The 24,324-nt window shown below is 74.0% G+C and carries 22 protein-coding genes; 15 read left to right on the plus strand and 7 right to left on the minus strand.

All coding sequences use genetic code 11. The annotated features are described in order from the left end of the window. Positions 1–46 precede the first annotated feature (46 nt). On the minus strand, positions 47–496 hold the full coding sequence (locus ABD220_RS16250; protein WP_344124356.1) for a nuclear transport factor 2 family protein: 450 nt from the start codon (positions 494–496) through the stop codon (positions 47–49). After that, entirely contained in the window at positions 493–1,092 is a 600-nt protein-coding gene (locus tag ABD220_RS16255) for a nuclear transport factor 2 family protein (protein WP_344124358.1), read from the minus strand. Before ABD220_RS16255 ends, ABD220_RS16250 begins: the two co-directional genes overlap by 4 nt. A gap of 134 nt (positions 1,093–1,226) precedes the next feature. Here ABD220_RS16255 and ABD220_RS16260 point away from each other — a divergent pair, with 134 nt between their 5' ends. From ABD220_RS16260 to ABD220_RS16275, 4 genes are read left to right on the plus strand one after another with little or no spacing between them, the layout of a single operon-like run. Continuing rightward, complete coding sequence (locus ABD220_RS16260) at positions 1,227–1,358, plus strand: hypothetical protein (RefSeq protein WP_344124360.1); 132 nt, start codon at positions 1,227–1,229, stop codon at positions 1,356–1,358. After that, positions 1,355–1,693, plus strand: a complete 339-nt coding sequence (locus tag ABD220_RS16265) for an acylphosphatase (RefSeq protein WP_344124362.1) — start codon at positions 1,355–1,357, stop codon at positions 1,691–1,693. The genes ABD220_RS16260 and ABD220_RS16265 overlap by 4 nt, the downstream gene beginning before the upstream one ends. 41 nt (positions 1,694–1,734) lie before the next feature. Further along, entirely contained in the window at positions 1,735–2,706 is a 972-nt protein-coding gene (locus ABD220_RS16270; RefSeq protein ID WP_344124364.1) for a cation diffusion facilitator family transporter, read from the plus strand. Beyond that, the gene (locus ABD220_RS16275) at positions 2,696–3,085 is read left to right on the plus strand and encodes a YqfO family protein (protein ID WP_344124366.1); all 390 of its coding nucleotides are present in this window, start codon (positions 2,696–2,698) and stop codon (positions 3,083–3,085) included. The genes ABD220_RS16270 and ABD220_RS16275 overlap by 11 nt, the downstream gene beginning before the upstream one ends. Here the strand turns inward: ABD220_RS16275 and ABD220_RS16280 are convergent. After that, the gene (locus tag ABD220_RS16280; RefSeq protein WP_425552576.1) at positions 3,060–3,521 is read right to left on the minus strand and encodes a DUF779 domain-containing protein; all 462 of its coding nucleotides are present in this window, start codon (positions 3,519–3,521) and stop codon (positions 3,060–3,062) included. The two genes, ABD220_RS16275 and ABD220_RS16280, sit on opposite strands and share 26 nt — an antisense overlap. Before the next feature lie 33 nt (positions 3,522–3,554). Further along, positions 3,555–4,325, minus strand: a complete 771-nt coding sequence (locus tag ABD220_RS16285) for a spermidine synthase (RefSeq protein WP_344124368.1) — start codon at positions 4,323–4,325, stop codon at positions 3,555–3,557. Between the two features lie 90 nt (positions 4,326–4,415). Here ABD220_RS16285 and ABD220_RS16290 point away from each other — a divergent pair, with 90 nt between their 5' ends. Further along, positions 4,416–5,921: a DHA2 family efflux MFS transporter permease subunit gene (locus ABD220_RS16290; RefSeq protein WP_344124369.1), complete on the plus strand. Its 1,506-nt coding sequence runs from the start codon at positions 4,416–4,418 to the stop codon at positions 5,919–5,921. A gap of 17 nt (positions 5,922–5,938) precedes the next feature. On the opposite strand, the gene ABD220_RS16295 is transcribed toward ABD220_RS16290, so the two are convergent. Then, positions 5,939–6,553 carry a cyclodeaminase/cyclohydrolase family protein gene (locus ABD220_RS16295; protein WP_344124371.1) on the minus strand — a complete coding sequence of 205 codons (615 nt, stop codon included), beginning with the start codon at positions 6,551–6,553 and terminating at the stop codon, positions 5,939–5,941. A 322-nt stretch (positions 6,554–6,875) separates the two neighbouring features. Between ABD220_RS16295 and ABD220_RS16300 the strand changes: the two genes are divergently transcribed. The 6 genes from ABD220_RS16300 to ABD220_RS16325 all read left to right on the plus strand — a co-directional run bounded on the left by ABD220_RS16300 (position 6,876) and on the right by ABD220_RS16325 (position 17,534). Further along, complete coding sequence (locus ABD220_RS16300) at positions 6,876–8,771, plus strand: pyruvate kinase (RefSeq protein ID WP_344124373.1); 1,896 nt, start codon at positions 6,876–6,878, stop codon at positions 8,769–8,771. A 55-nt stretch (positions 8,772–8,826) separates the two neighbouring features. Beyond that, positions 8,827–9,801, plus strand: a complete 975-nt coding sequence (locus ABD220_RS16305) for an acyl-CoA thioesterase (RefSeq protein ID WP_344124375.1) — start codon at positions 8,827–8,829, stop codon at positions 9,799–9,801. Between the two features lie 106 nt (positions 9,802–9,907). Further along, positions 9,908–10,726, plus strand: coding sequence for a di- and tripeptidase (locus tag ABD220_RS16310; protein ID WP_344124377.1), 819 nt, complete (start codon positions 9,908–9,910; stop codon positions 10,724–10,726). A gap of 171 nt (positions 10,727–10,897) precedes the next feature. After that, the gene (locus ABD220_RS16315; protein WP_344124379.1) at positions 10,898–11,857 is read left to right on the plus strand and encodes a glycerophosphodiester phosphodiesterase; all 960 of its coding nucleotides are present in this window, start codon (positions 10,898–10,900) and stop codon (positions 11,855–11,857) included. Positions 11,858–11,973: 116 nt separating this feature from the next. Beyond that, on the plus strand, positions 11,974–12,867 hold the full coding sequence (locus tag ABD220_RS16320; protein WP_344124381.1) for an FAD:protein FMN transferase: 894 nt from the start codon (positions 11,974–11,976) through the stop codon (positions 12,865–12,867). 599 nt (positions 12,868–13,466) lie between these two features. Then, positions 13,467–17,534 carry a Pls/PosA family non-ribosomal peptide synthetase gene (locus tag ABD220_RS16325; RefSeq protein ID WP_344124383.1) on the plus strand — a complete coding sequence of 1,356 codons (4,068 nt, stop codon included), beginning with the start codon at positions 13,467–13,469 and terminating at the stop codon, positions 17,532–17,534. 232 nt (positions 17,535–17,766) lie between these two features. Here the strand turns inward: ABD220_RS16325 and ABD220_RS16330 are convergent, their stop codons facing one another. Beyond that, positions 17,767–18,474, minus strand: coding sequence for an AfsR/SARP family transcriptional regulator (locus tag ABD220_RS16330; RefSeq protein ID WP_344124384.1), 708 nt, complete (start codon positions 18,472–18,474; stop codon positions 17,767–17,769). 327 nt (positions 18,475–18,801) lie between these two features. Between ABD220_RS16330 and ABD220_RS16335 the strand changes: the two genes are divergently transcribed. Continuing rightward, on the plus strand, positions 18,802–19,065 hold the full coding sequence (locus tag ABD220_RS16335) for a hypothetical protein (RefSeq protein WP_344124386.1): 264 nt from the start codon (positions 18,802–18,804) through the stop codon (positions 19,063–19,065). A gap of 103 nt (positions 19,066–19,168) precedes the next feature. Here the strand turns inward: ABD220_RS16335 and purB are convergent, their stop codons facing one another. Next, positions 19,169–20,596, minus strand: a complete 1,428-nt coding sequence (gene purB / locus ABD220_RS16340) for an adenylosuccinate lyase (protein ID WP_344124388.1) — start codon at positions 20,594–20,596, stop codon at positions 19,169–19,171. 167 nt (positions 20,597–20,763) lie between these two features. Between purB and ABD220_RS16345 the strand changes: the two genes are divergently transcribed. From ABD220_RS16345 to ABD220_RS16355, 3 genes are read left to right on the plus strand one after another with little or no spacing between them, the layout of a single operon-like run. Continuing rightward, on the plus strand, positions 20,764–21,927 hold the full coding sequence (locus tag ABD220_RS16345) for a histidinol-phosphate transaminase (protein ID WP_344124390.1): 1,164 nt from the start codon (positions 20,764–20,766) through the stop codon (positions 21,925–21,927). Positions 21,928–21,983: 56 nt separating this feature from the next. Next, the gene (locus ABD220_RS16350; protein WP_344124391.1) at positions 21,984–23,318 is read left to right on the plus strand and encodes a thiamine pyrophosphate-dependent enzyme; all 1,335 of its coding nucleotides are present in this window, start codon (positions 21,984–21,986) and stop codon (positions 23,316–23,318) included. Continuing rightward, a complete protein-coding gene (locus tag ABD220_RS16355; RefSeq protein WP_344124392.1) occupies positions 23,315–24,298 on the plus strand; it encodes an alpha-ketoacid dehydrogenase subunit beta in 984 nt (327 codons plus the stop codon). The genes ABD220_RS16350 and ABD220_RS16355 overlap by 4 nt, the downstream gene beginning before the upstream one ends. Positions 24,299–24,324: the final 26 nt, after the last annotated feature.

Below are 24,324 nucleotides of genomic sequence, written 5' to 3' on the forward strand. Positions count from 1 at the left end.
CCGGGCTCATCCGGTGCGCGGCGGCCGCCCTTCGTGGCAGGCGGGCTCAGGCCAGGAAGTCGGCAGTGCCCAGGGGACGTGCGGGCGCGCCGGCCCCGGGGGCCTCCAGAGCGGTGATGCGGCGCTCGGCGATCCGCCAGCCGCCCGGGGTGCGCACGAACAGGTCCAGCTGGTCCCCGCCCAGCGCGGACCCGTCCGCGCACACCACCAGCCACTTGCTCCAGGCCCGCACACGGTCCGGGCCGAGCCGGCGCAGCACCGTGTCGGTGACCAGGTGCGGGTCCCGGGTCTCGGCCAGGACCCGCTCGGCGATCTCGGCGTGCCCGCGCGCGGCCCCGCCCGGGGACACGACGACGGCGTCCCCGGTGAACACCCGGCCCAGGTCCGGCCAGGCCCGGGCGTCCACCACCCGGGCGCACCGGCTCAGGACGGTGCCGATCTCGAGGGCGTCGGCGGCAGGCACCCGGTCCCACCCGGCGCCCGGTGCGGGGCTCACCGGCGGGTCCGGTCGGCCGCCGTCAGCACGGCGTCGTCGAACATCGCGTAGGCGTACGGGTCGGGTGCGTACCCGCCCTCGGCGAGCGCCACGGAGGCGGAGTCGTTGCGGGGCGCCACGGTGCGCCGCTCGATCCGCCACCCGGCGGCGGTGCGGCGGAACGTGTCGATGTAGTCGCCGCAGGCCACCCTCCGGTCCCAGGTCAGCAGCAGCATCCTGGACCAGGCCACGGCGGTGTCCGCGTCCACGGCCTCCACGATCGAGTTCAGGGTGTGGGTGGCGGGGAAGCGGGCGAGGTCCGCCGTCTCGGCGAAGCGCCGCACGCCCGCCGGGCCGCCGAACTCGCCCTGCGGCGCGCTCAGGCGGACGTCCGGCACGAACACCTCCCCGAACATGTCCCACTGGCGGTTGTCCAGCAGGTGCGAGGAGAAGCTCAGGATCTCGTAGATCTCGATCCGGTCCTGGGCGCTGAGCGGTCCGGGAGCCGCCCGGGCGGTATCCTCGGTGATCTTCTCGGTCGTGTCCCCGGTCGTGTCCCGGGTGGTGCCGTGGGTGGTGTCCTCGACGGTCTGCTCCGAGATCCGTGCGTCGTCCATCTGCCTGCTCCGGTCCTCTCCTGGGCCGGCCGGGCCGGGCGGTTCCGGCCCGCCGGCGGATGCGCGGTTCCGCCCGTGATGAATTCCCGGGCCCGGCCGTGCCACGAGGCCCGGTCGTTCCCTAATCTGACCACATGAACACGCACCAGGATGACATCCAGCACACCGTCGAACTCGTGCACCGCACCCGCGTCGGCGTGCCCAGCGCCCGCAGGGCCACCGGCGGACAGGCAGCCCCCGGCCGGCCCACGGCGGTGGGCCGGTGAGCCTGCCTCCGAGCCCCCGGGGATCCTCCGCCGGCCGGGACCCCGAGCGGCTGGACCTCGACGAGGACCTGCGCCTGACCGCCGTGGTGCACGGCTCCGTGCAGGGCGTCGGGTTCCGCTGGTGGACCGCCCACCACGCCGAGCAGCTGGGCCTGCGCGGCTCGGCGGTCAACAACGCGGACGGCACCGTGGGGGTGATCGCCGAGGGGCCCCGGCACGCCGTGCGGGACCTGCTCAAGGCCCTCAACGGCGGCGGCACGCCCGGCGCCGTCATGAAGGTGGACTCCCACTACGGCCCCGCCACCGGGGAGTTCCAGGGGTTCGTCACCGGCTGATCCACGACGCCGCGCCCGCGCCCCCGATCTACGATGGAGGCATGGCTCACGACCACGCCGGGCACCGCGGACGCGCTCAGGACGGGCACGACCACGGGCCCGGGCACTCGCACGCGGGCCCCGGGACCGACCGGTGGCGGATCGCCGTCGCCTTCGGGATCACCGCGGCGCTGTTCGTCGTGCAGCTGGTCGGCGCCCTGTGGACGGGCTCCCTGGCGCTGCTCGTCGACACCGCCCACGTGCTCACCGACGCGGGCGGGCTGCTGCTCGCGCTGATCGCCGCGCAGCTGGCCCTGCGCCCGCCGAGCGCCCGGCGCACGTGGGGCTGGCGGCGCGCGGAGATCGTGGCCGCGGCCCTGCAGGCAGGGGTGCTGCTCGCCGTGGGGCTGTTCGTGCTCGTGGAGGGCGTGCGCCGCTTCCTCGAGCCGCACCCGGTGGCCTCGGCCGAGATGCTGGTCTTCGGCGTCCTGGGCCTGGCCGGGAACGTCGTGGCGATGGTCGTGCTCTTCGGGGGCCGGCGCTCCAACCTGAACCTGCGCGCGGCGATGCTCGAGGTGCTCAACGACGCGCTGGGCTCGGTCGCCGTGATCGTCGCCGCCGTGGTCATCACCCTGACCGGCTGGATGCAGGCGGACGCCGTCGTGGCGCTGCTCATCGGCGCGCTCATCGTGCCGCGCACCATCCGGCTGCTCGTGGAGTCCCTGTCCGTGCTCATGGAGAGCGTGCCCCCCGGGCTCGACATGGACGAGGTCCGGGGGCACATCCTCGAGCTGCCGCACGTGGTGGAGGTCCACGACCTGCACGCGACCCGGATCTCCTCGGACCTGCCCGTGCTCACCGCCCACGTGGTGCTCGAGGAGGAGTACTTCTACTCCGGCGGCTCGGCCGAGGCCCTGGGCCGGATCCAGCGCTGTGTGGCCGAGCACTTCCCCGTGTCCGTCCAGCACTCCACGATCCAGCTGGAGCCCGCCGACCACGACGAACCGGAGGTGTGCGCACCCCATGAGCACTGAGACGCCGAGCACCGAGCAGCACTGCCTGGTCGTGTTCGTCCCCGCCTCCCACGCCGAGCAGGTCCTGCAGGCCCTGGGCGACGCCGGGGCCGGACGGTCCGGGCACTACTCCCACACCGCGTTCGTGAGCCGCGGCACCGGGCGGTTCACGCCGCTGCCCGGGGCGCACCCCGCGATCGGGGAGGTCGGGACACCCCAGGAGGTCGACGAGGTCCGCATCGAGACGCTGTATCCGGCGGCCGAGCGCGAGCGCGTGCTGCAGGCGATGGCCGGGGCGCACCCCTACGAGGTCCCGGCCTTCACCACCTTCCCGGTCCACGACCGGGGCCCGTCCTTCGACGAGCAGGGCCGGCTCAGGGGCCGGCCGGATCCGGCCTGAGCGCCGAGCGGATCAGGAACCGCTTGCCCTCCGGCGCCTCCACGGAGAACCCGGAGCCGCGGCCCTCCACCACGTCCACCGTGAGCAGGGTGTGCTTCCAGTGCTCGAACTGCTCGCGGGACATCCAGAACTCCAGCTCGGCCGTGGCCGGGTCCCCCGGCAGTGCGAACACGCCCAGCAGCACGTCCGCCGGGCCGGTGAGGAACTCCCCGGCCGGGTAGCACATGGGCGCGGAGCCGTCGCAGCACCCGCCGGACTGGTGGAACATCAGCCGCCCGTGGCGCCCCCGCAGCGTCCCGAGCAGGTCCACGGCGGCCGGCGTCAGGGCCACACGGGAGAACGTCTCCCCCTCGACGGCCGGGACGGACTCCAGGACGGCGGTGGTCCCGGCGGCGCCCTCGGCGGTGTTCCCCACAGTGTTCTCGGCGGTGCTCACGGTGCGCTCCTCGGCTCGGCAGTGTGATCCACGCTACAGCCGGGTGAGCAGTTCTTCCAGGCCGAGGCCGTCCAGCACGCCCGCCGGGTGGGGCCCGGCCGCGGCGAAGGCGTCCGCCCACTCCCGCGGCAGGGCGCGGCGCCCGCCCACGAGGACCAGGTTGCCCGGGTAGCGGCCCGTGAGCAGCCGCTCCTCGGCCAGGCACCACACGTCGGCGAGCGCCTCCCGCGCGGCCCGCGCCTGGTCGGCGAAGAACGCCAGGCCGGGGTCGTCGCCCACGTTGACGACCAGTACCCCGCCGGGCGCCAGCAGCCCGGCGGCCTCGGCGTAGAAGGAGGCCTCCGTGAGGTGGGCGGGGGCGTCCCGGCCCGAGAAGACGTCGAGGACCACGAGGTCGGCGGTCCCGGGGGCGACGACGTCTGGCAGCGCCGCCCGGGCGTCGTCGAACACGATCCGCACGTCGGCGCCCGCGGGCAGGGGCAGCGCCTCGAGCACGAACGCGGGCAGCTCCCGCTCCAGCTCCACGGCGACCTGCGCGGAGCCGGGCCGGGTCGCGGCCACGTACCGGGCGAGCGTCAGGGCCCCGGCGCCCAGGTGGACCGCGGTGACCGGCGCGCCCGGCGCCGCCACGACGTCGACGACGTTGCCGATCCGCCGCAGGTACTCGTAGAAGATCTCCCCGGGGCGGGCGAGGTCCACGTGGGACTGCTCGGCCCCGCCGATGGACAGCACGAAGCCGCCCTCGGTGAAGCCGTCCGGGGTGATCTCGGCGTGCACGCCGGCGTCCTTGAGGTATCTGCGCATGCGCACCATTCTCCCCGGGCCTAGGATCTGGAGGTGTCGTCCTGCCTGCGGTGCGGACGACACCCTCCCCTCGCCCGAAGGAACCCGCCCATGGCCCACGACGTCCCCCTGCCCGCCCCGACGGGGGCGCCCGCGTCCCCGGGAGCACCGGCTCCCGTGCCCGCCCCGCCGTCCCGGCCCGCCCCACGGGGGACGCCGACGGTGGACCTCGCGGCCCGCGACCGCCTGGTCATCGCGCTGCTGCTCGCCTCCACCTTCGTGGTGATTCTCAACGAGACCATCATGGGCGTCGCGCTGCCGAGTCTGATGGTGAGCCTGTCGATCACGGCGGTCGCCGGCCAGTGGCTGACCACGGCCTTCATGCTGACGATGGCCGTGGTCATCCCGGTCACCGGCTTCCTGCTCCAGCGGCTGCACACCCGGCCCGTGTTCCTCACCGCAATGGGCCTGTTCAGCGCCGGCACGCTGATCTGCGCCGCGGCCCCCGGCTTCGGCGTCCTGCTGGCCGGGCGGGTGGTCCAGGCGGGCGGCACCGCCATCATGCTGCCGCTGCTGATGACCACGGTGCTGACGCTCGTGGCCCCCACCCGGCAGGGCCGTGTCATGGGCAACATCTCGATCGTCATCTCCGTGGCCCCCGCCATCGGCCCGTCGATCTCCGGGATCATCCTCAGCGTGCTGGACTGGCGCTGGATGTTCCTGGCCGTGCTGCCGATCGCCCTCGCGTCCCTGGCTCTCGGGGCGCTGCGAATGCCGAACGTGACCGAGCCCCGGGCGGCGTCCCTCGACGTCCCGTCGGTCGTGGTCTCCGCCCTGGGCTTCGGCGGGCTGGTCTACGGCCTGAGCACGATCGGGGAGGGCGCCGCGGCCCCCGTCCCGGCGTGGGTGCCGCTGGGCGTGGGCGCCGCCGCGCTCGCCGTGTTCGTGCGCCGCCAGCTCCGGCTCCAGCGCACGGACCGGGCCCTGCTCGACCTGCGCACCTTCGCCTCGCGGACCTTCACCGTGGCGACCGCGGTGCTGGGCCTCAGCGTGACCGCGCTGTTCGGCACGCTCCTCGTGCTGCCCCTCTACCTTCAGAACGTGCAGGGCCTCGACCCGCTGGCGACCGGGCTGCTGCTGCTGCCGGGCGGGCTGGTCATGGGGCTGCTCGCGCCGGTGGTGGGCCGGGTGTACGACCGTTCCGGGCCGACCGTCCTGCTCGTGCCCGGCACGCTCGTGGTCAGCGGCGCGCTGTGGAGCCTGACTCTCACCTCGGAGGAGACCCCGGTGCCCGCCGTCCTGCTCGCCCACGTGGTGCTGAGCGTGGGCCTCGCCCTCATCTTCACGCCCCTGTTCACGGCGGGTCTCGGCGCGCTGCCGCACGACCTGCACGCGCACGGGTCGGCAGTGGTCGGCACCGTGCAGCAGGTCGCCGGGGCTGCCGGCGCCGCGCTGTTCATCACGGTGATGACCCTCGGCACGGCGGCCTCCGACGCGCCGGGCGTCGAGGCCGCCGCCGCCGGGGTCCGGGCGGCCTTCCTGTGCGGCGCGGTCATCTCGCTGCTCGCCGTCGTCGGCTCCTTCTGGGTGCGCCGCCCCGCCGCCGCGGACGGCTGAGGGGCCGCGCGCGGTCCTCAGTCCTGGACGCGCTCGCGGATCCGCCGGGTGAGCTCCGCGGCGTCCTCGACGGCCTGCTCGCCCTCGGCCAGCCCCGCGCGCAGCTGCTCGCGGGTGGCGGCGTCCTTGAGGGAGCGCACGTTGATCTCGAGGGTGACCATGGCCGTGGCCACGGCGGCCCGGGCGGCCTCGGAGGCCGCTGCCACGTCGCTGAGGACGTTGGGGTTGCACCAGCCGGTCAGCTCGCGCGCGAGCCCCACGACCTCGGCGCCCACCCCGATCAGCTCCCGCGGGGGCTGCGCGGCGCCGGCCGTGGCCTCCTGGACCGCCCGGGAGCGCTCGGCCTTCTCCTCGTCGGTGTCCTTCGGCAGGGTGTAGGCGGCCGACAGCGCACCGAAGGCCTCGGCGTCGGCGTCGGCCAGGCCCAGTGCGCGCGGGATCAGCTCCTCGGCGCGGTCGGCCGTGCGCGCGGCCCGGTCCGCGTGCTCGGACCCCGTGGTGTAGCGGGCGGACATCGCGAGCAGGGCCGCGCCGAGTGCCGCCTGCAGGGCGCCCGCGGCGCCGCCGCCGGGGGCGGGCTCGCCCGAGGCCATGCGCTCCACGTAGGCCCTGATGTTCTCCGAGTTGATCACAGCGGTTCCTTCCGGTAGCGGGGCCTGCGCCCGCCGCGGGGCGGGCGCAGGCGGTGGCGTCCGCACGAGCCTAGCCCTCCTCCGCTCCCCGTGGTGGGTTCCACGGCTCCGGCGGTGCGGAGGCACGGCCCGTCCACCGCACGCGGACGGGCCCGCCGGCGGCGGCCGGCACCGGCCCCCGCCGGCTGGTCCCCGTCCACGGCTGCCGCCTGCACGGTCCCCGGTCGCCCGCACCCCTCCGACCCCCGTCCCCTCGCGTTCAGCCGCTGTTCGCCCCGGCCCGCTACGGTCGGCGCTGACAGCCGGACCGACGAGGAGGATCATGGGAAGTCAGCAGATCGACGGCGGTCACGGCCGGGCAGCCCCCGGCCGCGACCGCGGGGAGGAGCGCGCCATGACGGCGACCGCCCGACAGGAGTGCGCCGCGCAGCTGTACGAGCGGGTCGCGGAGCTCGTCGACGTGGTGCTCCGGGCCCGTCGGGCCGCCGTGCCGCAGCTCGAGCGCGTGAACCCGCGCCACCGCCGCTCCGCGCTGAACCTCGTGGACTACGTCGCCGTGCGCAGCCAGGACGTGCGGGACCTGCAGCGGGACCTCAGCAGCCTGGGCGTGTCCTCCCTGGGGCGGATGGAGGCCGGGGTGATGAGCCACCTGGGTGCCGTGCTGGAGACCCTCCGCGTGCTCGCGGGCCGGGCGGACGAGGGCACCGAGGTCCCCGGGTCCGAGGAGCCCGACGAGCCCGGGACGGAGGTGCTGCGCCGCAACACCGCGGCGCTGCTCGGCCCGGGCCGGGAGGGGCGCAGCACGCGGATCATGGTCACCTTCCCGTCGGAGGCCGCCGAGGACCCCCGTCTCGTCCAGGACATGGTCCGCGCCGGGATGGACGTGGCCCGGATCAACTGCGCGCACGACGGCCCCGAGCAGTGGGCGGCGATGATCGGCCACGTCCGCGCGGCCGAGCAGGCGCTCGGCCGCGAGCTCCGCGTGGCCATGGACCTCGCGGGGCCCAAGCTGCGGACCGGGCCGATCGAGCCCGGACCGCAGGTCGAGAAGATCAAGCCCACCCGGGACAGCAGCGGCCGGGTGATCGCCCCCGCCCGCCTCTGGCTGGGCGAGGCGGATCCGGGGGTCGACGACGACGCCCCGGCCGTGCCCGTGGCCGGCGCCGCCTGGACCGCGGCCCGCACCCCGGGGGAGAGGCTGCGGCTCAGGGACGCGCGCGGCTCCGGCCGGACGCTGCGGGTGCTCGAGGCCACCGGCCCCGGTGTGCTCGTGGAGTGCTCCAAGACCGTGTACTTCGCCACGGGACTGGCCGTGCGGGCCGAGGACGGCACGGAGGGCGTGCTCGGCGAGCTGCCCGCCGTCGAGCAGTCCCTGCGCGTGCGCGCGGGGGACACCGTGGTGCTGACCCGGGACCTCGCGCCCGCCCCGGTCCGGGCCGAGGGTCCCTTCCGGATCGGCTGCTCCCTGCCCGAGGTGTTCACGGACGCCCGGGACGGGCAGCCCGTGTGGATCGACGACGGGAAGATCCGCTGCCGGATCAGCTCCGTGACGCCCGACGAGATCACCCTGGAGGTCCTGCAGGCCGGTCCCGACGGCGCCCGGCTCAAGGCCGGGAAGGGCATCAACCTGCCCGAGACGGACCTGCACATCTCCGCGCTCACCGACGAGGACCGCTCGCACCTGCCGTTCGTGGCCGAGCACGCCGACATCGTCAACATGTCCTTCGTGCGCTCGCGGGAGGACGTGACCGACCTGCTGCGGGAGCTCGAGCGGATCGGCAACTCCGCCCTGGACGTCACCCTCAAGATCGAGACCGTGGGCGGCTTCGAGTCCCTGCCCCCCATGCTCCTGGAGGCCATGCGGTGGCAGGACGTGGGCGTCATGATCGCCCGCGGGGACCTCGCGGTCGAGGCCGGGTTCGAGCGGATGGCGGAGGTGCAGGAGGAGATCCTGTGGCTGTGCGAGGCGGGGCACGTGCCGGTCGTCTGGGCCACGCAGGTCCTCGAGTCCCTCGCCAAGAAGGGCCTGCCCTCCCGGGCCGAGGTCACGGACGCGGCGATGGGCCAGCGCGCCGAGTGCGTCATGCTCAACAAGGGCCCGTTCGTGGTGGACGCCATCGAGGCCCTCGACGACATCCTCGTGCGGATGGAGGGGCACACCCGCAAGAAGTCGGACATGCTGCGCCGGCTCAACGCGTGGGCGCCGCTCGTCGGGTGAGCGGCGGACCGGCCCGGGGGGCCGGACGTGCCGTGGCCCGTGCCACACTGGGGGCATGGCCGCACGCGACACCGCTGTTCTCCGCTTCCTCGCCGCCCCGACCGACGCCGGGCGCACCGGCACCGTGGACGGTGGTCGCGTCCTCGAGTGGATCGACAAGGCCGCGTACGCGTGCGCCGTGGGCTGGTCCCGGGCGTACTGCGTCACGGCGTACGTGGGCAACATCCACTTCGACCGCCCGGTGTGCGTGGGGGACATGGTGGAGGTCTCCGCCAAGATCGTGCACACCGGCCGGTCCTCGATGCACATCCGGGTGGAGGTGGCCTCCGCGGACCCGCGCGAGCACGGGGTGACGCTCAAGGACACGTGCCTGATCATCATGGTGGCCGTGGACGGGGACGGCCGGCCCACCCCCGTCCCGCAGTGGGCGCCCGAGACGGAGCACGAGCGGCAGCAGTCGGCCATCACGCAGCGGCGGATCGAGCTGCGCAACAGCATCGAGGCGCTGATGGCCGAGCAGCGGTACACGGACGAGGGCACCGCCGAGGAGACCGTGCTGCGCTTCCTGGCCGCTCCCACGGACATCAACTGGGGCGGGAAGGTGCACGGCGGCACCGCCATGCGCTGGATCGACGAGGCCGCGTACGTGTGCGGGGCCCGGTGGGCGGGCCGCCCGGTCATCGCCGTCTACGCCGGGGGCGTCCGGTTCTACCGGCCCATGCACATCGGTCACCTCGTGGAGGTCAGGGCGCGGCTGATCCACACCGCGGCCCGCGGCCTGCACATCTCCGTGAACTGCTGGTCGGGGGACCCCGCGACCGGTGAGCTCGCGCTGACGACCAACTGCCTCATGGTCATGGTCGCCCTCGACGACCAGGGGCACGCCCTGCCGGCCCGGCAGTGGCAGCCGGTCAGTCAGGAGGACCGGGACCTGGACGCGTTCGCCCGGGAGCTGGTCCGGCTGCGCGCCGAGTTCCCGGACTCCTTCCAACGGGTCGACCCCTCCGTCTCCCGGCTGCCCGGGAGCTGACCGGGCTCCGCCCTGCGCCGTCGGCGAATCCCGGGACCCGGTCAGCCTGCTGTGCATATAGTGGGCCGAGACCCACCGTCCCGGCACCCCACAAGGAGAGCACGCCATGGACCTGAACCCCCTGAGCAACGCGTTCGACGACGAGGGCAAGCCCAAGCCCGCCATGAACAAGCTTCTCGACACCGTGCTGCGCGTGCAGCGGCCCGTGGTCCTGGGCTTCGTCCGGAAGGAGCGCGCCGACCACCCCGACGAGACGCCCGAGCAGATCGCCAAGCGGCTCGAGAAGATCTACGTCCGGTCCGTGACCATGGGCGGCGGGGCCGTCGGCGCCACCGCGGTGGTCCCCGGTATCGGCACCGTCGCGTCCCTCGGGCTGTCCTCCTTCGCGGTGGTCGGCTACCTGGAGGCCACCGCCCTGTACGCCCAGGCGATCGCCGAGCTGCACGGGGTGCCCACCGAGGACCCGGAGAAGACCCGCACCATGGTCATGGCCCTCATGCTCGGCGAGGACGGCCGCCAGGTCATGAACCAGATCCTGGCCAGCGGCACCAAGGGCCGGGGCATGATGTCGTCCTGGGGCCTGATGATGGGCAAGGACGACTCCAAGACCTTGGACGTCAGCCGGATCATCCGCAACATGTTCGTCAAGCGCTTCCTGCTCAAGCAGACCGGCGCCGTGTTCGGCCGTGCCCTGCCGTTCGGCGTGGGCGCGGTCGTCGGCGGGGGAGCGAACCTGGCCATGTCCAAGCAGGTCATCGCCGCGACCCACGAGGCGTTCGGGCCGCTGCCCACGACGTTCCCCGCGGAGCTCACCCCCGAGGAACGGGCTCCCCGGTTCGAGGGCGGGAAGTCGCGGAAGAGCGAGCGGGACCGGAACACCGACGCGGACACCGCGGCCCACGGGGAGATCACCGGCGAGCGGTAGGCCCCGCGCGGCGGTCCCGCGCCACCCGCAGCACGACGACGCCCCGCGGCCCGCGGGGCGTCGTCGTCGTTCACGGAAGGTCCTTCGGGGCGTGGCCCCGCGTTCACCGGCTCTCCCTAGCCTGGTCCCGAGCGGGGCCACCGCGCCCCGACCGACAGCTGAGGGAGCGCCGTGCGGCCGATCGTCTACGCGCACCGGGGGGCCAGCGCGGCCTTTCCCGAGCACACCCGGGCCGCGTACGTGCAGGCGCTGCTGGACGGCGCCGACGGCGTGGAGTGCGACGTCCACCTCAGCCGCGACGGCCACCTCGTGCTGCACCACGACGCCCAGCTGGGCCGCACGAGCAACGGCAGGGGTCCCGTCTCCGCCCGCACGCTGGCCGAGCTGCGCCGACTCGACTGGACCTCTTGGAAGGGCGTCCGCATCCCGCCGGGCCACGGGGCGCCGGACCGGCAGCTGCTCACCCTGCCCGAGCTGCTGGACCTGCTGCGGGGCGCGGGCCGGCCCGTGGGCCTGGCCGTGGAGACGAAGCACCCCAGCCCGTTCGGCCACCGGCTCGAGGAGGAGGTCCTGGGGCTGCTGATGCGGGAGGGCTGGGACCCCGAGACGGGGCGGCTGGACGACGTCACGGTCTCCCTCATGAGCTTCCACCCCGACGCCGTGCGGCACTTCCTGGAGACGGTGCCCCCCAGGCACGTGTGCCAGCTGGTGGAGACGGCCACCCACCGCACGGTCCGGGACAGCCTGCGCGTGGGCCGCGCGGCCGCGGCGGTGCTCCACGCCGGCATGCGGCTCGTGGTGCCGCCGGCGCTGCCGGTGATCTCGGCGGGCCTGGTGGACCTGGTGGGCCCCGGACTGGACTTCGTCCGGGCCCGCCCGGAGCTGGTGCGGCAGTGGCGGGCGGAGGAACGCGTGCTGCGGGTCTGGACGGTCGACACCGCACGGGACGTGGACCTGTGCCTCGCGCTCGGCGTCCAGCAGCTCACCACGAACCGGCCCGCCGACGTGCTCCGCTGGGCGGGGGCGTCGGCCGGGACCCCGCTCGGCGTCCCGGTGGGTGCGCAGGCCGGCGCGCCGGCGCCGGAGTCCGATGCGGGCCGGTTCCGGCGCGCCACGATGACGGTCGGGTAACAGGCGGTCACGTCACCGCCCGGCGGGCTCCGGCGCACGTATGCTCGTCAGCACCGGCCCGTGTCCCCCCGCACGCCGTCGACGCTCGCCTCTCCCCTCACCGCCAGGAGACGGTCATGCCCACCCCGACCCCGCCCCGCGCCCCGGACGCCGGCGCCGTGCGCACCCCCGCCCCGGATCTCCAGGCCGAGGCCCTCCGGCTGGCCGAGCGCGTGCACCGCGAGGTCGTCCGGGCCGTCGCGCCCGAGCGCATCGACTCGGAGCTGTCCCTGCTGAACCGGTTCGCCGAGCACGAGGACGTCGACGTCGTGGTCGGGCCCGTCCTGGCCGAGATCATCGCGGCCGCCCTGCTCGCCGCCCGCCTCACGAGCGGGCTCGCCGACCCCACCACCGGTGCGGCGGCCTGGCGGGACCTGGACGGCCTCGCCCCGCACCCGGCGCCCGGCATCGGGCGTGTCGAACTGGACGCGTCCACCCGTCGGCTGCGCATGGGCCGCGGCACGGTGCTGGACCTCGGGCCGGTCGCCGACGCGTGGGCGGCGGACCGCACCGTCCAGCTCTTCGCGGAGGCGCACCCGGGACACGCGCTGGTCGCCGAGGTCGGCGGAGCGTGGGCCGTGGGAGGACCGCCCGCCGAGGCCGCAGCCCTCGTCGGCGCCGCGCCGACCGCACGGCCCGCGGGCCCCCGGACCGGTGTGGAGCCCTGGGTCCGGGAGGCCCTCGTCGAGCGCGGTCGGCGGGGTCTCGCCGTGGTGGCGGGCCACGGCAGCGTGCTGGTCAACCCGGCGACCGGGGCCGCCGCGGCCAGCCCCTGGGACCGTGTCGTCGTCGCCGCCCGGACCGCGGTGGAGGCCCAGGCCTACGCCCGCGCCGCGCACCTGCTGGGGCGGGACGCCCCCGGCTGGGTCGCGGCATGCGGCGCCGAGGGCGAGTTCACCGGTTCCCGGCCCGGCAGCACTCTCCGGCGCCGGCTCAGGACACCGGGCTGGCCGGGCCGCGCGGCGGCCTGAGCACCGCGCGGCACGGACGTCTGCACCGCCCCGCGCCGGGCACCTCCGGCGGGATCGCGGGAGCCTCCCTCGCGGAGCTCGGGCCGGCCCGGTCCACGGCTGCGCGACGGACCTCGCACACGGGCCCGGCCGCATCGACCGCGACCACCGGGCGGACGCGGCGAGACGGTCCCCGCGGCAGGATCCGGACGGCCGCCTCGGCTCCGGGCCGGTCCTCGGGGACGTCCGCACCCCGGTGAGCGTTCACGAAAGGTAACACGGAGGATTTTCCTGTCCCCGGAGCTGTGGCCCGGACAACCTTCCGGTCGTCCGGGCTCGGCGATGCGCGCGCAGGGAGGGAGACCCGCGACCGGCCGCCACCGGCTCGGGAACCGCGCGATTGCAGTCGAGAACATCTCGGAGAGCGAGATGAGAGCTGTGATGTTGCCCACTGAGAACCGACCGGAGCCGGACGTCGCCCCTGGCAGCTCCGGAGCCGAACGCATCGATAACGCAGGAATAACGCCCTCGTGACGGATCCGTGAGGAGGCCATAACACCCCGCTCCGTAGAACGGACGTGCCGGTAATACCGGTGCCCGTGCATCGAAAGGAGTTGGACATGACCTCAGTGCCACATCGCTCTCAGCGCCGCGACAAGGCTGCGGCGGCAGAGCGCGTGCTGTGGGACGAGGCCGCGGCGAAGGGAGGCCCCGCGGGCGCGTTCCCGTGGACGGAGCCCGCGACCCGAGGCGTCCGGAGCACGGAGACCAAGCCCACCCGGCTGCACCACTTCTTCGAGCGCAGCTGCGACCTCACCCCCGACGCCCAGGCGCTGCACGCCGACGGCCGGGCCTACACCTACGCGGAGCTCGACGAGCTCGCCAACCGCATGGCCCACCTGATCGCCGGCTACGGCCTGGGCGCAGGGGACCGCGTCGGGATCCTGCTCCAGCGCTCGACGATGCTCTACGCGTCCCTCCTGGCGATCCTCAAGACGGGCGCCGGCTTCGTCCCGATCGACCCGAACCTGCCCGCCGACCGCGTGCAGTTCATCGCCGAGGACTCCGACCTGTCCCTCCTGCTGACCTCCGCCGAGTTCGTGGCCGTGGTCGAGGACGCTCCCGCCGACGTCGTCGACGTCGGCCGGATCGGCGAGCGGCTCGCGGAGGCGCCCGCGCACCGCCCGGTGGTCCGCCACGAGGGCGATCCCACGTGCTACATCATCTACACCTCGGGTTCGACCGGCCGCCCCAAGGGCGTCGAGGTCGCGCACTCGAGCATCTGCAACTTCATCGAGATCGTGCCGGAGGTCTACGACGTCCGCCCCGAGGACCGCGTCTACCAGGGCATGACCATCGCCTTCGACTTCTCCATCGAGGAGATCTGGCCGACCTGGGCCGTGGGGGCCTCCCTGGTGGCCGGCCCCACCGACGACGCCCGCCTGGGACAGGGGCTCGCCGACTTCCTGGAGCGCATGGAGATCTCCGTGCTCTACTGCGTGCCGACCGTCCTGGCCACCCTGGAGCACGACCTGCCCCGCATCCGCAGCATCCTGGTGGGCGGCGAGGCGTGCCCCGCCGAGCTCGTGGAGCGGTGGTCCACGCCCGAGCGCCGGATGCTCAACACCTACGGCCCCACCGAGGGCACCGTGACGGCCACGTGGGGCGAGCTGGCCCCCGGGCGGCCCGTGACCATCGGCAAGCCCCTGCCCACCTACGAGGTGCGGATCCTCGACGAGGACATGAACGAGGTCCCCGAGGGCGAGCCGGGCGAGATCTGCATCGCCGGCCCGGGCGTGGCCCGAGGCTACGTCAACCTGCCGCACGTCACCGAGGAGCGGTTCCGCCCGCACCCGGACGGGCCCCGGGCCGGGCGGATCTACCGCACCGGCGACCTGGGCCGGATCATGGCCGACGGCGAGATCGAGTACCTCGGCCGCGCCGACAGCGAGGTGAAGATCCGCGGCCACCGCGCGGACCTGCAGGAGATCGAGAACGTGCTGCGCCGGGAGGATGCGGTGGCGGACGCCGCCGTGAAGCTCGTCTCCGGCGGCGACGACGTCGCGGCGTTCCTCACCCTGCGCACCCCGGTGCGCGACGAGCGCGCCCTCTTCGAGCTGCTGCACGACTCCGCGGTCGCGGCGCTGCCGCCGTACATGGTGCCGTCCTTCTACGAGATCCTGCCCGCGATGCCGATGATGGTCAGCGGCAAGGTGGACCGGAAGAACCTGCCGGATCCGAGCACGCCCCGCTTCGTGACGACGATGGGCCTGGTGCCGCCGGAGACGGACACCGAGTGGGGGATCACGGAGGTGTGGTCGAAGGTCTTCCGCATCCCCGAGGACCAGCTCTCCGTGGAGGCGGACTTCTTCATGGACCTCGGCGGGCACTCGCTGCTCGCCGCGACCGCCACGTCCGAGCTGCGCCGGGCGCACCCCGACCAGGACATCTCCATCGCGGACGTCTACACCTACCCGACCGTCCGGGACCTGGCACGCCACCTGGACGCCGCCCCGGCGGCCGTGCCCGCCGTGGCCGCCCCGGACGACCGCCCCGCGCCGCTGCACCACACCAGCGGCCGCGTGGCGCTGTGCGGCCTCGCGCAGGTGACGACGATGGTGCTGGCGGCCATGCTCGTCGGCTCCCCGCTCGCCGCGGTCCTGTACTCCTACGGCGGGCAGTTCAGCTACGCCCTGATGTGGGACATGCTGCTCGTGGGCGTCGTGGTCTCCGTGGCCGCCCGCTTCTTCCTGCCGTTCCTCGGCTCCCGGGTGCTGGGCCGTTTCGTCAGACCCGGGCACCACGCCCTCTGGGGCAGGCAGTACTACCTGCTGTGGTGCATCGACGGGCTGACCCGGCTCTCACCGCTCAGCCTCCTGACCGGCACCCCGATGGCCGCCGTCTACCTGCGCCTGCTGGGCGCCAGGATCGGCCCGGACGCCCACGTGGGCACCGCCGCCATCGGCCTGCCCTCGCTCGTCACCGTGGGTTCCCGCGCCAGCATCGGCTACAACTCCTCCGTGCAGACCGCCCAGGTCGAGGAGGGATGGGTGACCATCGCACCGGTGCACATCGGCGACGACGCGTTCGTGGGGGCCAACGCCCTCCTGCAGCCCGGCACCCGGATCGAGGACGGCGCCCGCCTGGCGGAGCAGTCCCTGGCCTCCCGCAACCAGACGATCCCCGCCGGCGAGCACTGGCTGGGCTCCCCGGCCCGGCCCGGTGACGGCGACGACGAGCTGCTCGAGCGGATGGAGCGGCGCCCGCTGCCCGGCGGCCGCTGGCCCGCCCCGCTCGCGGCCGGGCTGCTCCTGGGCTGGATGGCCCTCGAGCTGATGCCCTTCGTGCTGGTGCTCCCGTCCTTCCTGATGATCTGGGCCGCGGCCCTGGAGTTCGGCCTCCCCGTGGGGCTGGCCCTCACCCCGGCGGTCGGCGTCGTCTACGTGCTCACGGTCTGCGCCGTGGTCGCGGTCGGCCGGAAGATCGTCCTGCGCCGGACGCCCACCGGCATCCACCCCGTGCGCAGCGGGCTGGGCGTGCGCAAGTGGATGGCCGACCAGCTGCTGTCCACCAGCCTGGAGAGCACGAACGCCCTGTACGCCACCCTGTACACGGTGCCCTGGCTGCGCGCCCTGGGCGCCAAGGTCGGCCCGCGCTCCGAGGTCTCCACGGTCGGCCACGTCGACCCGGACCTCCTCACCCTCGGCGAGGGGAGCTTCGTCGCGGACATGGCCAGCGTGGGCAGCGCCGTCTACCACCACGGTCACCTGTACATGGAGCGCACCGTGGTGGGCGACCGCTCGTTCGTGGGCAACGCCGCGTTCGTGCCCTCGGGCACCCGGATGGGCGAGGGCTCCCTGGTGGGCGTCGCCTCCGTCCCCCCGGCCGACGTGCCGGACGGCACGTCCTGGCTGGGCTCGCCCGCCATGTTCCTGCCGCGACGCCAGGACAGCGGCAACTACGACGAGAGCCTCACCTACCGGCCCTCGCGCAGCAAGGTGGCGGCCCGTCTGGTCATCGAGGCGCTGCGCATCACGGTCCCGCCGGCGCTGATCGGGCTGATCGGCTACCTGGGCCTGCTCGCGTCCGTGGCCCTGGTGCCCCAGCTGACGCTGCTCGGCTTCGTCGCCGTGCTGCCGCTCATCGCGCTGGCCACCGGCCTGACCGTGGTCCTCGCCGTGGTCGTCCTGAAGTGGGCGATCGTGGGCCGGTACCGCCAGCGCGTGGAGCCGCTGTGGGACAACTTCGTCCGGCGCAGCGAGTTCGTCACCGGCGTGTACGAGTCCGCGGCGGTCCCCGCCCTCATCGGCGGCCTCGTGGGCACACCCCTGATCGGTCCGGTCCTGCGCCTGTTCGGCGCGCAGATCGGGCGGCGGACCTACATCGGCACCACCTACCTGACCGAGTTCGACCTCGTCCACATCGGCGACGACGCCGCCGTCTCGACGGAGGTGTCGCTGCAGACGCACCTCTTCGAGGACCGTGTGATGAAGATGTCCCACGTGGAGATCCTGCCCGGGGCCAGCGTCGGCGCGCGCTCGATCGTGCTCTACGACACGACCGTCGGCGCGGGTGCCTCCGTGGACGCGCTGTCGCTGGTGATGAAGGGCGAGCAGCTGCTGCCCCACACCACCTGGCGCGGCATCCCGGTGCGCTCGGCGGCGGCCGCGCTGACCTCGGGACGATGACCCGGCCATGAGCAGCCAGAAGGTGTCCCCGCGACCCGTTCGCGGGTCGCGGGGACACCGTTCCTCCGCCGGCGAGAACGCCCGGCGCGTGACCGCTCCGGGTGTGACCGCTCCGGGTGTGACCGCTCCGGGTGTGACCGCTCCGGGTGTGACCGCTCCGGGTGTGACCGCTCCGGGTGTGACCGCTCCGGGTGTGACCGCTCCGGGTGTGACCGCTCCGGGCGGGAGCGCGTCAGGCGCTGCGCATGTGGCCCATCAGCTGGGTGATCTGGGGGGACGGCGGCGCGCCGAGCTCGTCGGCCATCGTGCTGCAGAAGCTGCGGAAGGTCTGCAGGGCCGGGGCGTTGTTGCCCAGGCCCAGGTCCGCCTCGATCGACACGCGGACCGCGCTCTCGCGCAGGGGGTCGAGGGCGCGGACGTTGTCGGCGAGCACGTGGGCCCGGTAGAAGTCCCCGCGCTCGAGGGAGAGCCGGGCGAGGTGCTCCACGGCGTTGACGTACAGGGTCCGGAGCCGGTCCTGCTCGGCCATGACCCAGCCGTCGTACCAGCCGGGCAGCAGCTGGGCGCCGTCGGGCGACAGGAACCACGGGTCCTCCGTCACGGGCGCCGTGGCGGAGGCCGCCCGGTGCAGGGACTCGCGCAGCTCGTGCAGGTCCACGGTGACCGGCTCCGCCAGGGCGATGTTGTTGCCGCGGGTCCCGACGGCCCCGGGCACCTGGCGCGAGATGTTGAAGACGGTGGTGCGCAGGCTGCCCATCGCGCGCTCCGCGGTCCGGTCGGGCCACAGCAGCTCGCCGAGGAAGCGGCGAGGCTTGGGGCCGAGGACGGCGAGCGCGGCCAGCAGGCGCTGCTGCCGGTGGCCGAGGGCCAGTACGGTGCCGTCGAGCTCGACCTCGACGTTGCCGAGAAGCCGCAGCCTGATCGAGTGTTCCCCATCCATTGTCATGATCCCCCACTGTCATGATCACTGTGCCCCGGTGCGCCCGGAGCCGGCCTTCCCCCGAAGGCCGTGGTCCGAGCACCGTCCTCTCCGGTCCCGCGGACCAGGATCCAGGTCCACCGCGAGAGAGGGTTCAGGCACCGATGATCCCGGGCGGCGGGGCGTGAGTCAAAAGCGAACGCGCGGAGAGCGTCAAAAGCAAACAAAAAGCGAGATGGCCGGCGCGCGACCCTGATGGAGGGTGGCGCACAGGCCCACACCGTGGTATAGGACTGATCCCCGGGGCGGCAGCGTCGACCCGGGGGCGCGAGTTCAGGAGTTCTAGCGATGACCGACCAGCGACCCGTCACGGGCGTCCGCACGGACCCCCTCGGGAACATCGTCGCGCTGTGCAATCCCGCCGAGGTGTGGTCCCCGCGCTCGACCACCCGGATCATCCGGGACATCGAGAGCGGGATCCACCTCTACTACGTCCCGGGGTCGTCGGGGCAGCTACGGGTGCGCGTGGTGTCCGCCGGGTGCGGGAAGCGGCTGTGGGCCGCCCCCGAGGACACCGTCTGCAACAACCTGCACGACCTCCCGTCCGTCTGATCCGCGCCGGTCCGTGCCGCGCGGCACGGACCGGCGGGGCACGGGGTGCCCGGGCACGAGCGAGCTCCGCGCCCGGGCACCCCGCCGTCGTGCGGGGCGCGGCTCAGAGGAAGCGCACGAGCTCCGCCGCGATGCCCGTGTACGTGGCCGGGGTCAGCCCGGACAGCCGTCGTTCCGCGGCCGGGGACAGGCCCAGGCCCGCCACGAACTCCTGGAGCCGCGCCGCGTCCACCCGGCGGCCGCGGGTCAGCTCCTTGAGCCGCTCGTAGGGGTTGTCCATGCCCTCGACACCGGCGATCGCCTCGGCGCGCATGACCATCTGGATCGCCTCCGCGAGGACCTCCCAGTTCGCGTCGAGATCGGCGGCCAGGACCGCCTCCGCCACGTCCAGGCGGGCCAGTCCCTTGCTCACGTTGGAGACCGCGAGCAGGGAGTGCCCGAAGGCGACCCCGATGTTGCGCTGGGACGAGGAGTCCGTGAGGTCGCGCTGCCACCGGGACGTCACGAGCGTGGCGCCGAGGGCGTCCAGCAGGGCGTTGGAGAGCTCGAGGTTCGCCTCGGCGTTCTCGAAGCGGATGGGGTTGACCTTGTGGGGCATGGTGGAGGAGCCGGTGGCGCCCTCCACGGGGATCTGCTGGAAGTAGCCGATCGAGATGTAGGACCACACGTCGGTGCAGAAGTTGTGCAGGATCCGGTTGAACCGGGCGAGGTCGGCGTAGAGCTCGGCCTGCCAGTCGTGGGACTCGATCTGGGTGGTCAGCGGGTTCCAGGACAGCCCCAGGCCCGTCACGAACTCGCGCGAGACCTCCGTCCAGTCCGCGTCCGGGACGGACGCGTAGTGGGCGGCGTAGGTGCCCGTGGCGCCGTTGATCTTCCCCAGGTACTCCGTGCGCTCGATCCGGGACAGCTGGCGGCCCAGGCGGTGGGCGACCACCGCCATCTCCTTGCCCAGGGTGGTGGGCGTGGCGGGCTGGCCGTGGGTGCGGGAGAGCATGGGGGTCTCCGCCGCGGACTCGGCCAGCGCCGCGACGTCGGCCACGAGCGCCCGCGCCGCGGGCAGCCACACGTCGGTCGTGGCGTCCTTGACGCCCAGGGCCCAGGCCAGGTTGTTGATGTCCTCGGAGGTGCAGCCGAAGTGCACGAGGGGCACGAGGTGCTCCAGCCCCAGGGCGGGCAGCCGGCGGCCGATGTAGTACTCCACGGCCTTGACGTCGTGGACGGTCACGGCCTCGATCTCCGCGAGCTCCGCGACCGAGTCGGTGTCGAAGTCCGTGACGATCCGGCGCAGCCCGGCGATCTGCTCCTCGGTCAGGGGCGCCAGGCCCGGCAGCACCGAACGCCCGGCGAGGTGCACGAACCACTCGACCTCCACGTGCACGCGGTTGCGGTTGAGGGCGGCCTCGGAGAGGTGGTCGACCAGCGGTGCGACCACGGGCTGGTAGCGGCCGTCGAGGGGCCCCAGCGCGACGGGCGGGACGGCGGCGGCGAGCGCCGCGCGCCCTGAGGACAGGATGCGATCGGTGTTGGGCATGGGCACATTCTCCCACGGCGCCCGCGCGCTCCCGGGCGGACGAATTGTCGCCCGCCGCCAACTTTGGCGGAACCCGGTTGTAGCTTTCGCCCCGAAAAGCACCGGGTCGTCCGGAGGGGCGTCATCCACCGGGGGAACCCCCGGGGTGCGGGGATAGCATGACCCCCATGAGTACCAGCGACGCTACCCGCACCCTGGCCGGCACCGCCCCGGCCTCGGGCCCGGCCACCGCCACCACCCCGGCGGTCCGGCCGCGCCCGGCTCTGTCCCGACTTCCCCGCTACGCGGCCGGCAAGCCCCCGGTCGTGGTGGAAGGGCTCGTCTCCTACAAGCTGTCCTCCAACGAGAACCCGTTCGGGCCCGTGCCCGCCGTCAAGGAGGTCCTCTCCGGCTGGGACGCGGTGCACCGCTATCCCGAGACGACCTCCGCGGAGCTGCGGGAGGTCCTCGGCGAGTTCCTGGGCGTGCCGGCCGAGGACATCGTCACCGGTGCCGGCAGCCTCGGCGCGCTCAACCAGCTACTGGGCGCCTTCGTGGGCGCCGGCGAGGACGGCAGCCCGGACGAGGTGGTGCACGCCTGGCGCTCCTTCGAGGCCTACCCGATCAGCATCGGGCTCTCCGGCGGACTGGGCGTCCCGGTCCCGAACCGCCGGGACGGCTCCCACGACCTCGAGGCCATGGCGGCCGCGGTCACCGGGCGCACCAAGGTGGTGCTGCTGTGCACGCCGAACAACCCGACGGGCCCCAGCCTCACCACCGCACAGGTCGAGCGGTTCCTCGCCGCCGTGCCCCGGGACGTCGTCGTGGTGATCGACGAGGCCTACCAGGAGTTCCAGCGCCGCGACGACCTCGTCGACGGCGTCGCCCTGTACCGCCGGCACCCCAACGTCGTCGTGCTGCGGACGTTCTCCAAGGCGCACGGTCTGGCCGGCCTCCGGATCGGCTACTCCGTGGCCGGCCAGGAGATCACCCAGTACCTGCGCCAGGCGTCCCCCGCGTTCTCCGTGACCGACCTCGCCCAGCGCGCGGCGATCGCCTCCGTGCGCCACTACGACCAGGTGGCCGAGCGCGTCCAGCGGGTCGTCGACGAGCGGGAGCGGGTCCTCGCCGGGCTCGACCGGCTCGGCTGGCCGTATCCGGAGACGCAGGCGAACTTCGTGTGGCTGAACCTGGGGGAGCACAGCGGAGGCTTCGCCGAGCTGTGCGACGCCCACGCGCTGGCCGTGCGCCGCTTCGGCGCCGAGGGCGTGCGCGTGACCATCGGGGAGCCGGAGGCCAACACCCGGTTCCTGGAGCTGTGCGCGCAGTTCCCCCACCCGCCCGTGCTCTGACCCGCGGCCGCGCCGGCCCGGCTCCCTCCCGCGCAACCCGAAAGGACGTCCTGCCCATGGATGCCGCTCCATCGTCCCCGGCCGCCCCCGTGCCGGCCCGCACCGTGCCGACACCGGAGGTGCGCACGCGCCTGGTGCGGCTCCTCGACCGGGACGGGCGCCTGAGCGAGGACCCGGTCCTGTCCCCGTACGTGCGTGACGTCGGGGCCGAGCAGCTGCGCGAGCTGTACCGTTCGATGGCGCTGGCCCGCCGCTTCGACGAGGAGGCCACCAACCTGCAGCGGCAGGGGCAGCTGGTGCTGTGGGCGCCGATGCGCGGTCAGGAGGCGGCCCAGGTGGGCTCGGCCCGCGCGCTGCGCCCGGCCGACCACGTGTTCCCGACGTACCGCGAGCACGCCGTGGCCATCGAGCGGGGCGTTGAGCCCGCCGAGCTGCTCACCGTGTTCCGCGGGCACAGCGCCGGAGGGTGGCGGCCGAGCCGGCACCACATGAACGTCTACTCGATCGTGCTCGGCTGCCAGGTCCCGCACGCGGTGGGCTACGCCATGGGCATCGACCTGGACCGGCGGGCGGCCGAGGCGGAGGGCCGGGAGGTGGAGCCGGCCGCGGCGGTCGTCTACTTCGGGGACGGCACCTCCACCCAGGGCGAGGTCCACGAGGGCATGGTGTTCGCCGCGTCCTACGACGCCCCGGTGGTCTTCTTCGTGCAGAACAACCAGTGGGCCATCTCGGTGCCGTTCAGCACCCAGTCCCGCGTGCCCCTGGCCGAGCGCGCCGCCGGCTACGGCTTCGAGGGGATCCGCGTGGACGGCAACGACGTCCTGGCGGTCCTGGCGGCCTCGCGGTACGCGCTCGAGAAGGCCCGCGCCGGTCAGGGCCCCGTGCTCGTGGAGGCCGAGACCTACCGGCTGGGGGCCCACACCACCGCGGACGACCCCACCAAGTACCGCCGGCGGGAGGACGAGCACCGCTGGAGCGAGCTCGACCCGCTGATCCGCCTGGAGGCGCACCTGCGCGACGCCCACGGCACCGGCGACGACTTCTTCGCCGACGTCGCGGCGGATGCCCAGGCGTTCGCCGACCAGGCCCGCGCTCTCGTGCTGGCCATGGACCCGCCCGCGTTCGAGGACTTCTTCGACCGGCCCTACGCCGAGCCCCACCCCCTCGTGGAGGAGGAGCGCGCCTGGTACGCCGCCTACCAGGCCGGCTTCGACGACACCGACGACGCCGACACCGACACCGACACCGACGCCGGGCCGGGCAGCGCACCCGGTGCGGGCACCGCCGGGCCCGACCGCGGCACGCAGGCCGCGAGCCTGACCGTGGCGGCCGACCCCGTCGGCGGGGTCCCCGACGAGCGCTCCGCCGGCACCCAGGAGGATCTCGCATGAACGCCGCTCCCGACCTGACGATCGCCAAGGCCGTCAACGCCGGCCTGCGCCGGGCCATGGAGGAGAACCCCCGGGTGCTGCTCATGGGCGAGGACATCGGCTCCCTGGGCGGGGTCTACCGCGTCACCGAGGGGCTCAAGAAGGATTTCGGCGCCCACCGCGTCATGGACACCCCGCTGGGGGAGGCCGGGATCGTGGGCACCGCCGTCGGGCTCGCCCTGCGCGGCTACCGGCCCGTGTGCGAGATCCAGTTCGACGGCTTCTCCTTCCCGGCCTTCAACCAGATCACCACCCAGCTGGCGAAGATGCGCAACCGCACGAACGGGGACGTCACGGTCCCCGTGACCATCCGCATCCCGTACGGCGGGGTCATCGGCTCCGTCGAGCACCACTCGGAGTCCCCGGAGGCCCTGTTCGCCCACACCGCGGGGCTGCGCATCATCACGCCGTCCAACGCCCAGGACGCCTACTGGATGACCCAGCAGGCGATCGCCTGCGAGGACCCGGTGATCGTCTTCGAGCCCAAACGGCGGTACTGGCTCAAGGGTGCGGTGGACGTCGAGCGCCCGACCACCGACCCGTTCTCCGCGCAGGTCGTCCGCCCGGGCGAGGACGCCACGGTCGTGGCCTACGGGCCGCTCGTGCCGGTCGCCCTCGCCGCCGCCCAGGCCGCCGAGGAGGACGGGCGCAGCGTCGAGGTCATCGACCTGCGCTCGCTGTCGCCGATCGACTTCGACACCGTCGAGGACTCCGTGCGCCGGACCGGGCGCCTCGTCGTCGCGCACGAGGCCCCGACCTTCGGCGGGCTCGGCGGGGAGATCGCCGCCCGCATCACCGAACGGGCGTTCTACTCCCTCGAGGCGCCGGTGCTGCGGGTGGGCGCCTTCCACCTGCCCTACCCGGTGGCCGCCGTCGAGGACCGGTACGTGCCGGACCTCGACCGCATCCTCGAGGCCCTCGACCGGTCCTTCGCCTACTGACCCCGCCGACCCGGTCGCCGGGCCCC

Source organism: Kocuria aegyptia (assembly GCF_039530085.1).
GTDB classification, from domain to species: Bacteria; Actinomycetota; Actinomycetes; order Actinomycetales; family Micrococcaceae; genus Kocuria; species Kocuria aegyptia.

What these genes read in the sequence shown, in the direction of transcription:
- ABD220_RS16335 (WP_344124386.1), top strand. Translation starts at nt 18,802, where the DNA reads ATGACCGACCAGCGACCCGTCACGGGCGTCCGCACGGACCCCCTCGGG.
- ABD220_RS16330 (WP_344124384.1), bottom strand. Translation starts at nt 18,474, where the DNA reads ATGGATGGGGAACACTCGATCAGGCTGCGGCTTCTCGGCAACGTCGAG.
- ABD220_RS16275 (WP_344124366.1), top strand. Translation starts at nt 2,696, where the DNA reads ATGAGCACTGAGACGCCGAGCACCGAGCAGCACTGCCTGGTCGTGTTC.
- ABD220_RS16350 (WP_344124391.1), top strand. Translation starts at nt 21,984, where the DNA reads ATGGATGCCGCTCCATCGTCCCCGGCCGCCCCCGTGCCGGCCCGCACC.
- ABD220_RS16305 (WP_344124375.1), top strand. Translation starts at nt 8,827, where the DNA reads ATGGCCGCACGCGACACCGCTGTTCTCCGCTTCCTCGCCGCCCCGACC.
- ABD220_RS16320 (WP_344124381.1), top strand. Translation starts at nt 11,974, where the DNA reads ATGCCCACCCCGACCCCGCCCCGCGCCCCGGACGCCGGCGCCGTGCGC.
- ABD220_RS16325 (WP_344124383.1), top strand. Translation starts at nt 13,467, where the DNA reads ATGACCTCAGTGCCACATCGCTCTCAGCGCCGCGACAAGGCTGCGGCG.
- ABD220_RS16270 (WP_344124364.1), top strand. Translation starts at nt 1,735, where the DNA reads ATGGCTCACGACCACGCCGGGCACCGCGGACGCGCTCAGGACGGGCAC.
- ABD220_RS16260 (WP_344124360.1), top strand. Translation starts at nt 1,227, where the DNA reads ATGAACACGCACCAGGATGACATCCAGCACACCGTCGAACTCGTGCAC.
- ABD220_RS16345 (WP_344124390.1), top strand. Translation starts at nt 20,764, where the DNA reads ATGAGTACCAGCGACGCTACCCGCACCCTGGCCGGCACCGCCCCGGCC.
- ABD220_RS16300 (WP_344124373.1), top strand. Translation starts at nt 6,876, where the DNA reads ATGGGAAGTCAGCAGATCGACGGCGGTCACGGCCGGGCAGCCCCCGGC.
- ABD220_RS16255 (WP_344124358.1), bottom strand. Translation starts at nt 1,092, where the DNA reads ATGGACGACGCACGGATCTCGGAGCAGACCGTCGAGGACACCACCCAC.
- purB (WP_344124388.1), bottom strand. Translation starts at nt 20,596, where the DNA reads ATGCCCAACACCGATCGCATCCTGTCCTCAGGGCGCGCGGCGCTCGCC.
- ABD220_RS16310 (WP_344124377.1), top strand. Translation starts at nt 9,908, where the DNA reads ATGGACCTGAACCCCCTGAGCAACGCGTTCGACGACGAGGGCAAGCCC.
- ABD220_RS16290 (WP_344124369.1), top strand. Translation starts at nt 4,416, where the DNA reads ATGGCCCACGACGTCCCCCTGCCCGCCCCGACGGGGGCGCCCGCGTCC.
- ABD220_RS16355 (WP_344124392.1), top strand. Translation starts at nt 23,315, where the DNA reads ATGAACGCCGCTCCCGACCTGACGATCGCCAAGGCCGTCAACGCCGGC.
- ABD220_RS16285 (WP_344124368.1), bottom strand. Translation starts at nt 4,325, where the DNA reads ATGCGCAGATACCTCAAGGACGCCGGCGTGCACGCCGAGATCACCCCG.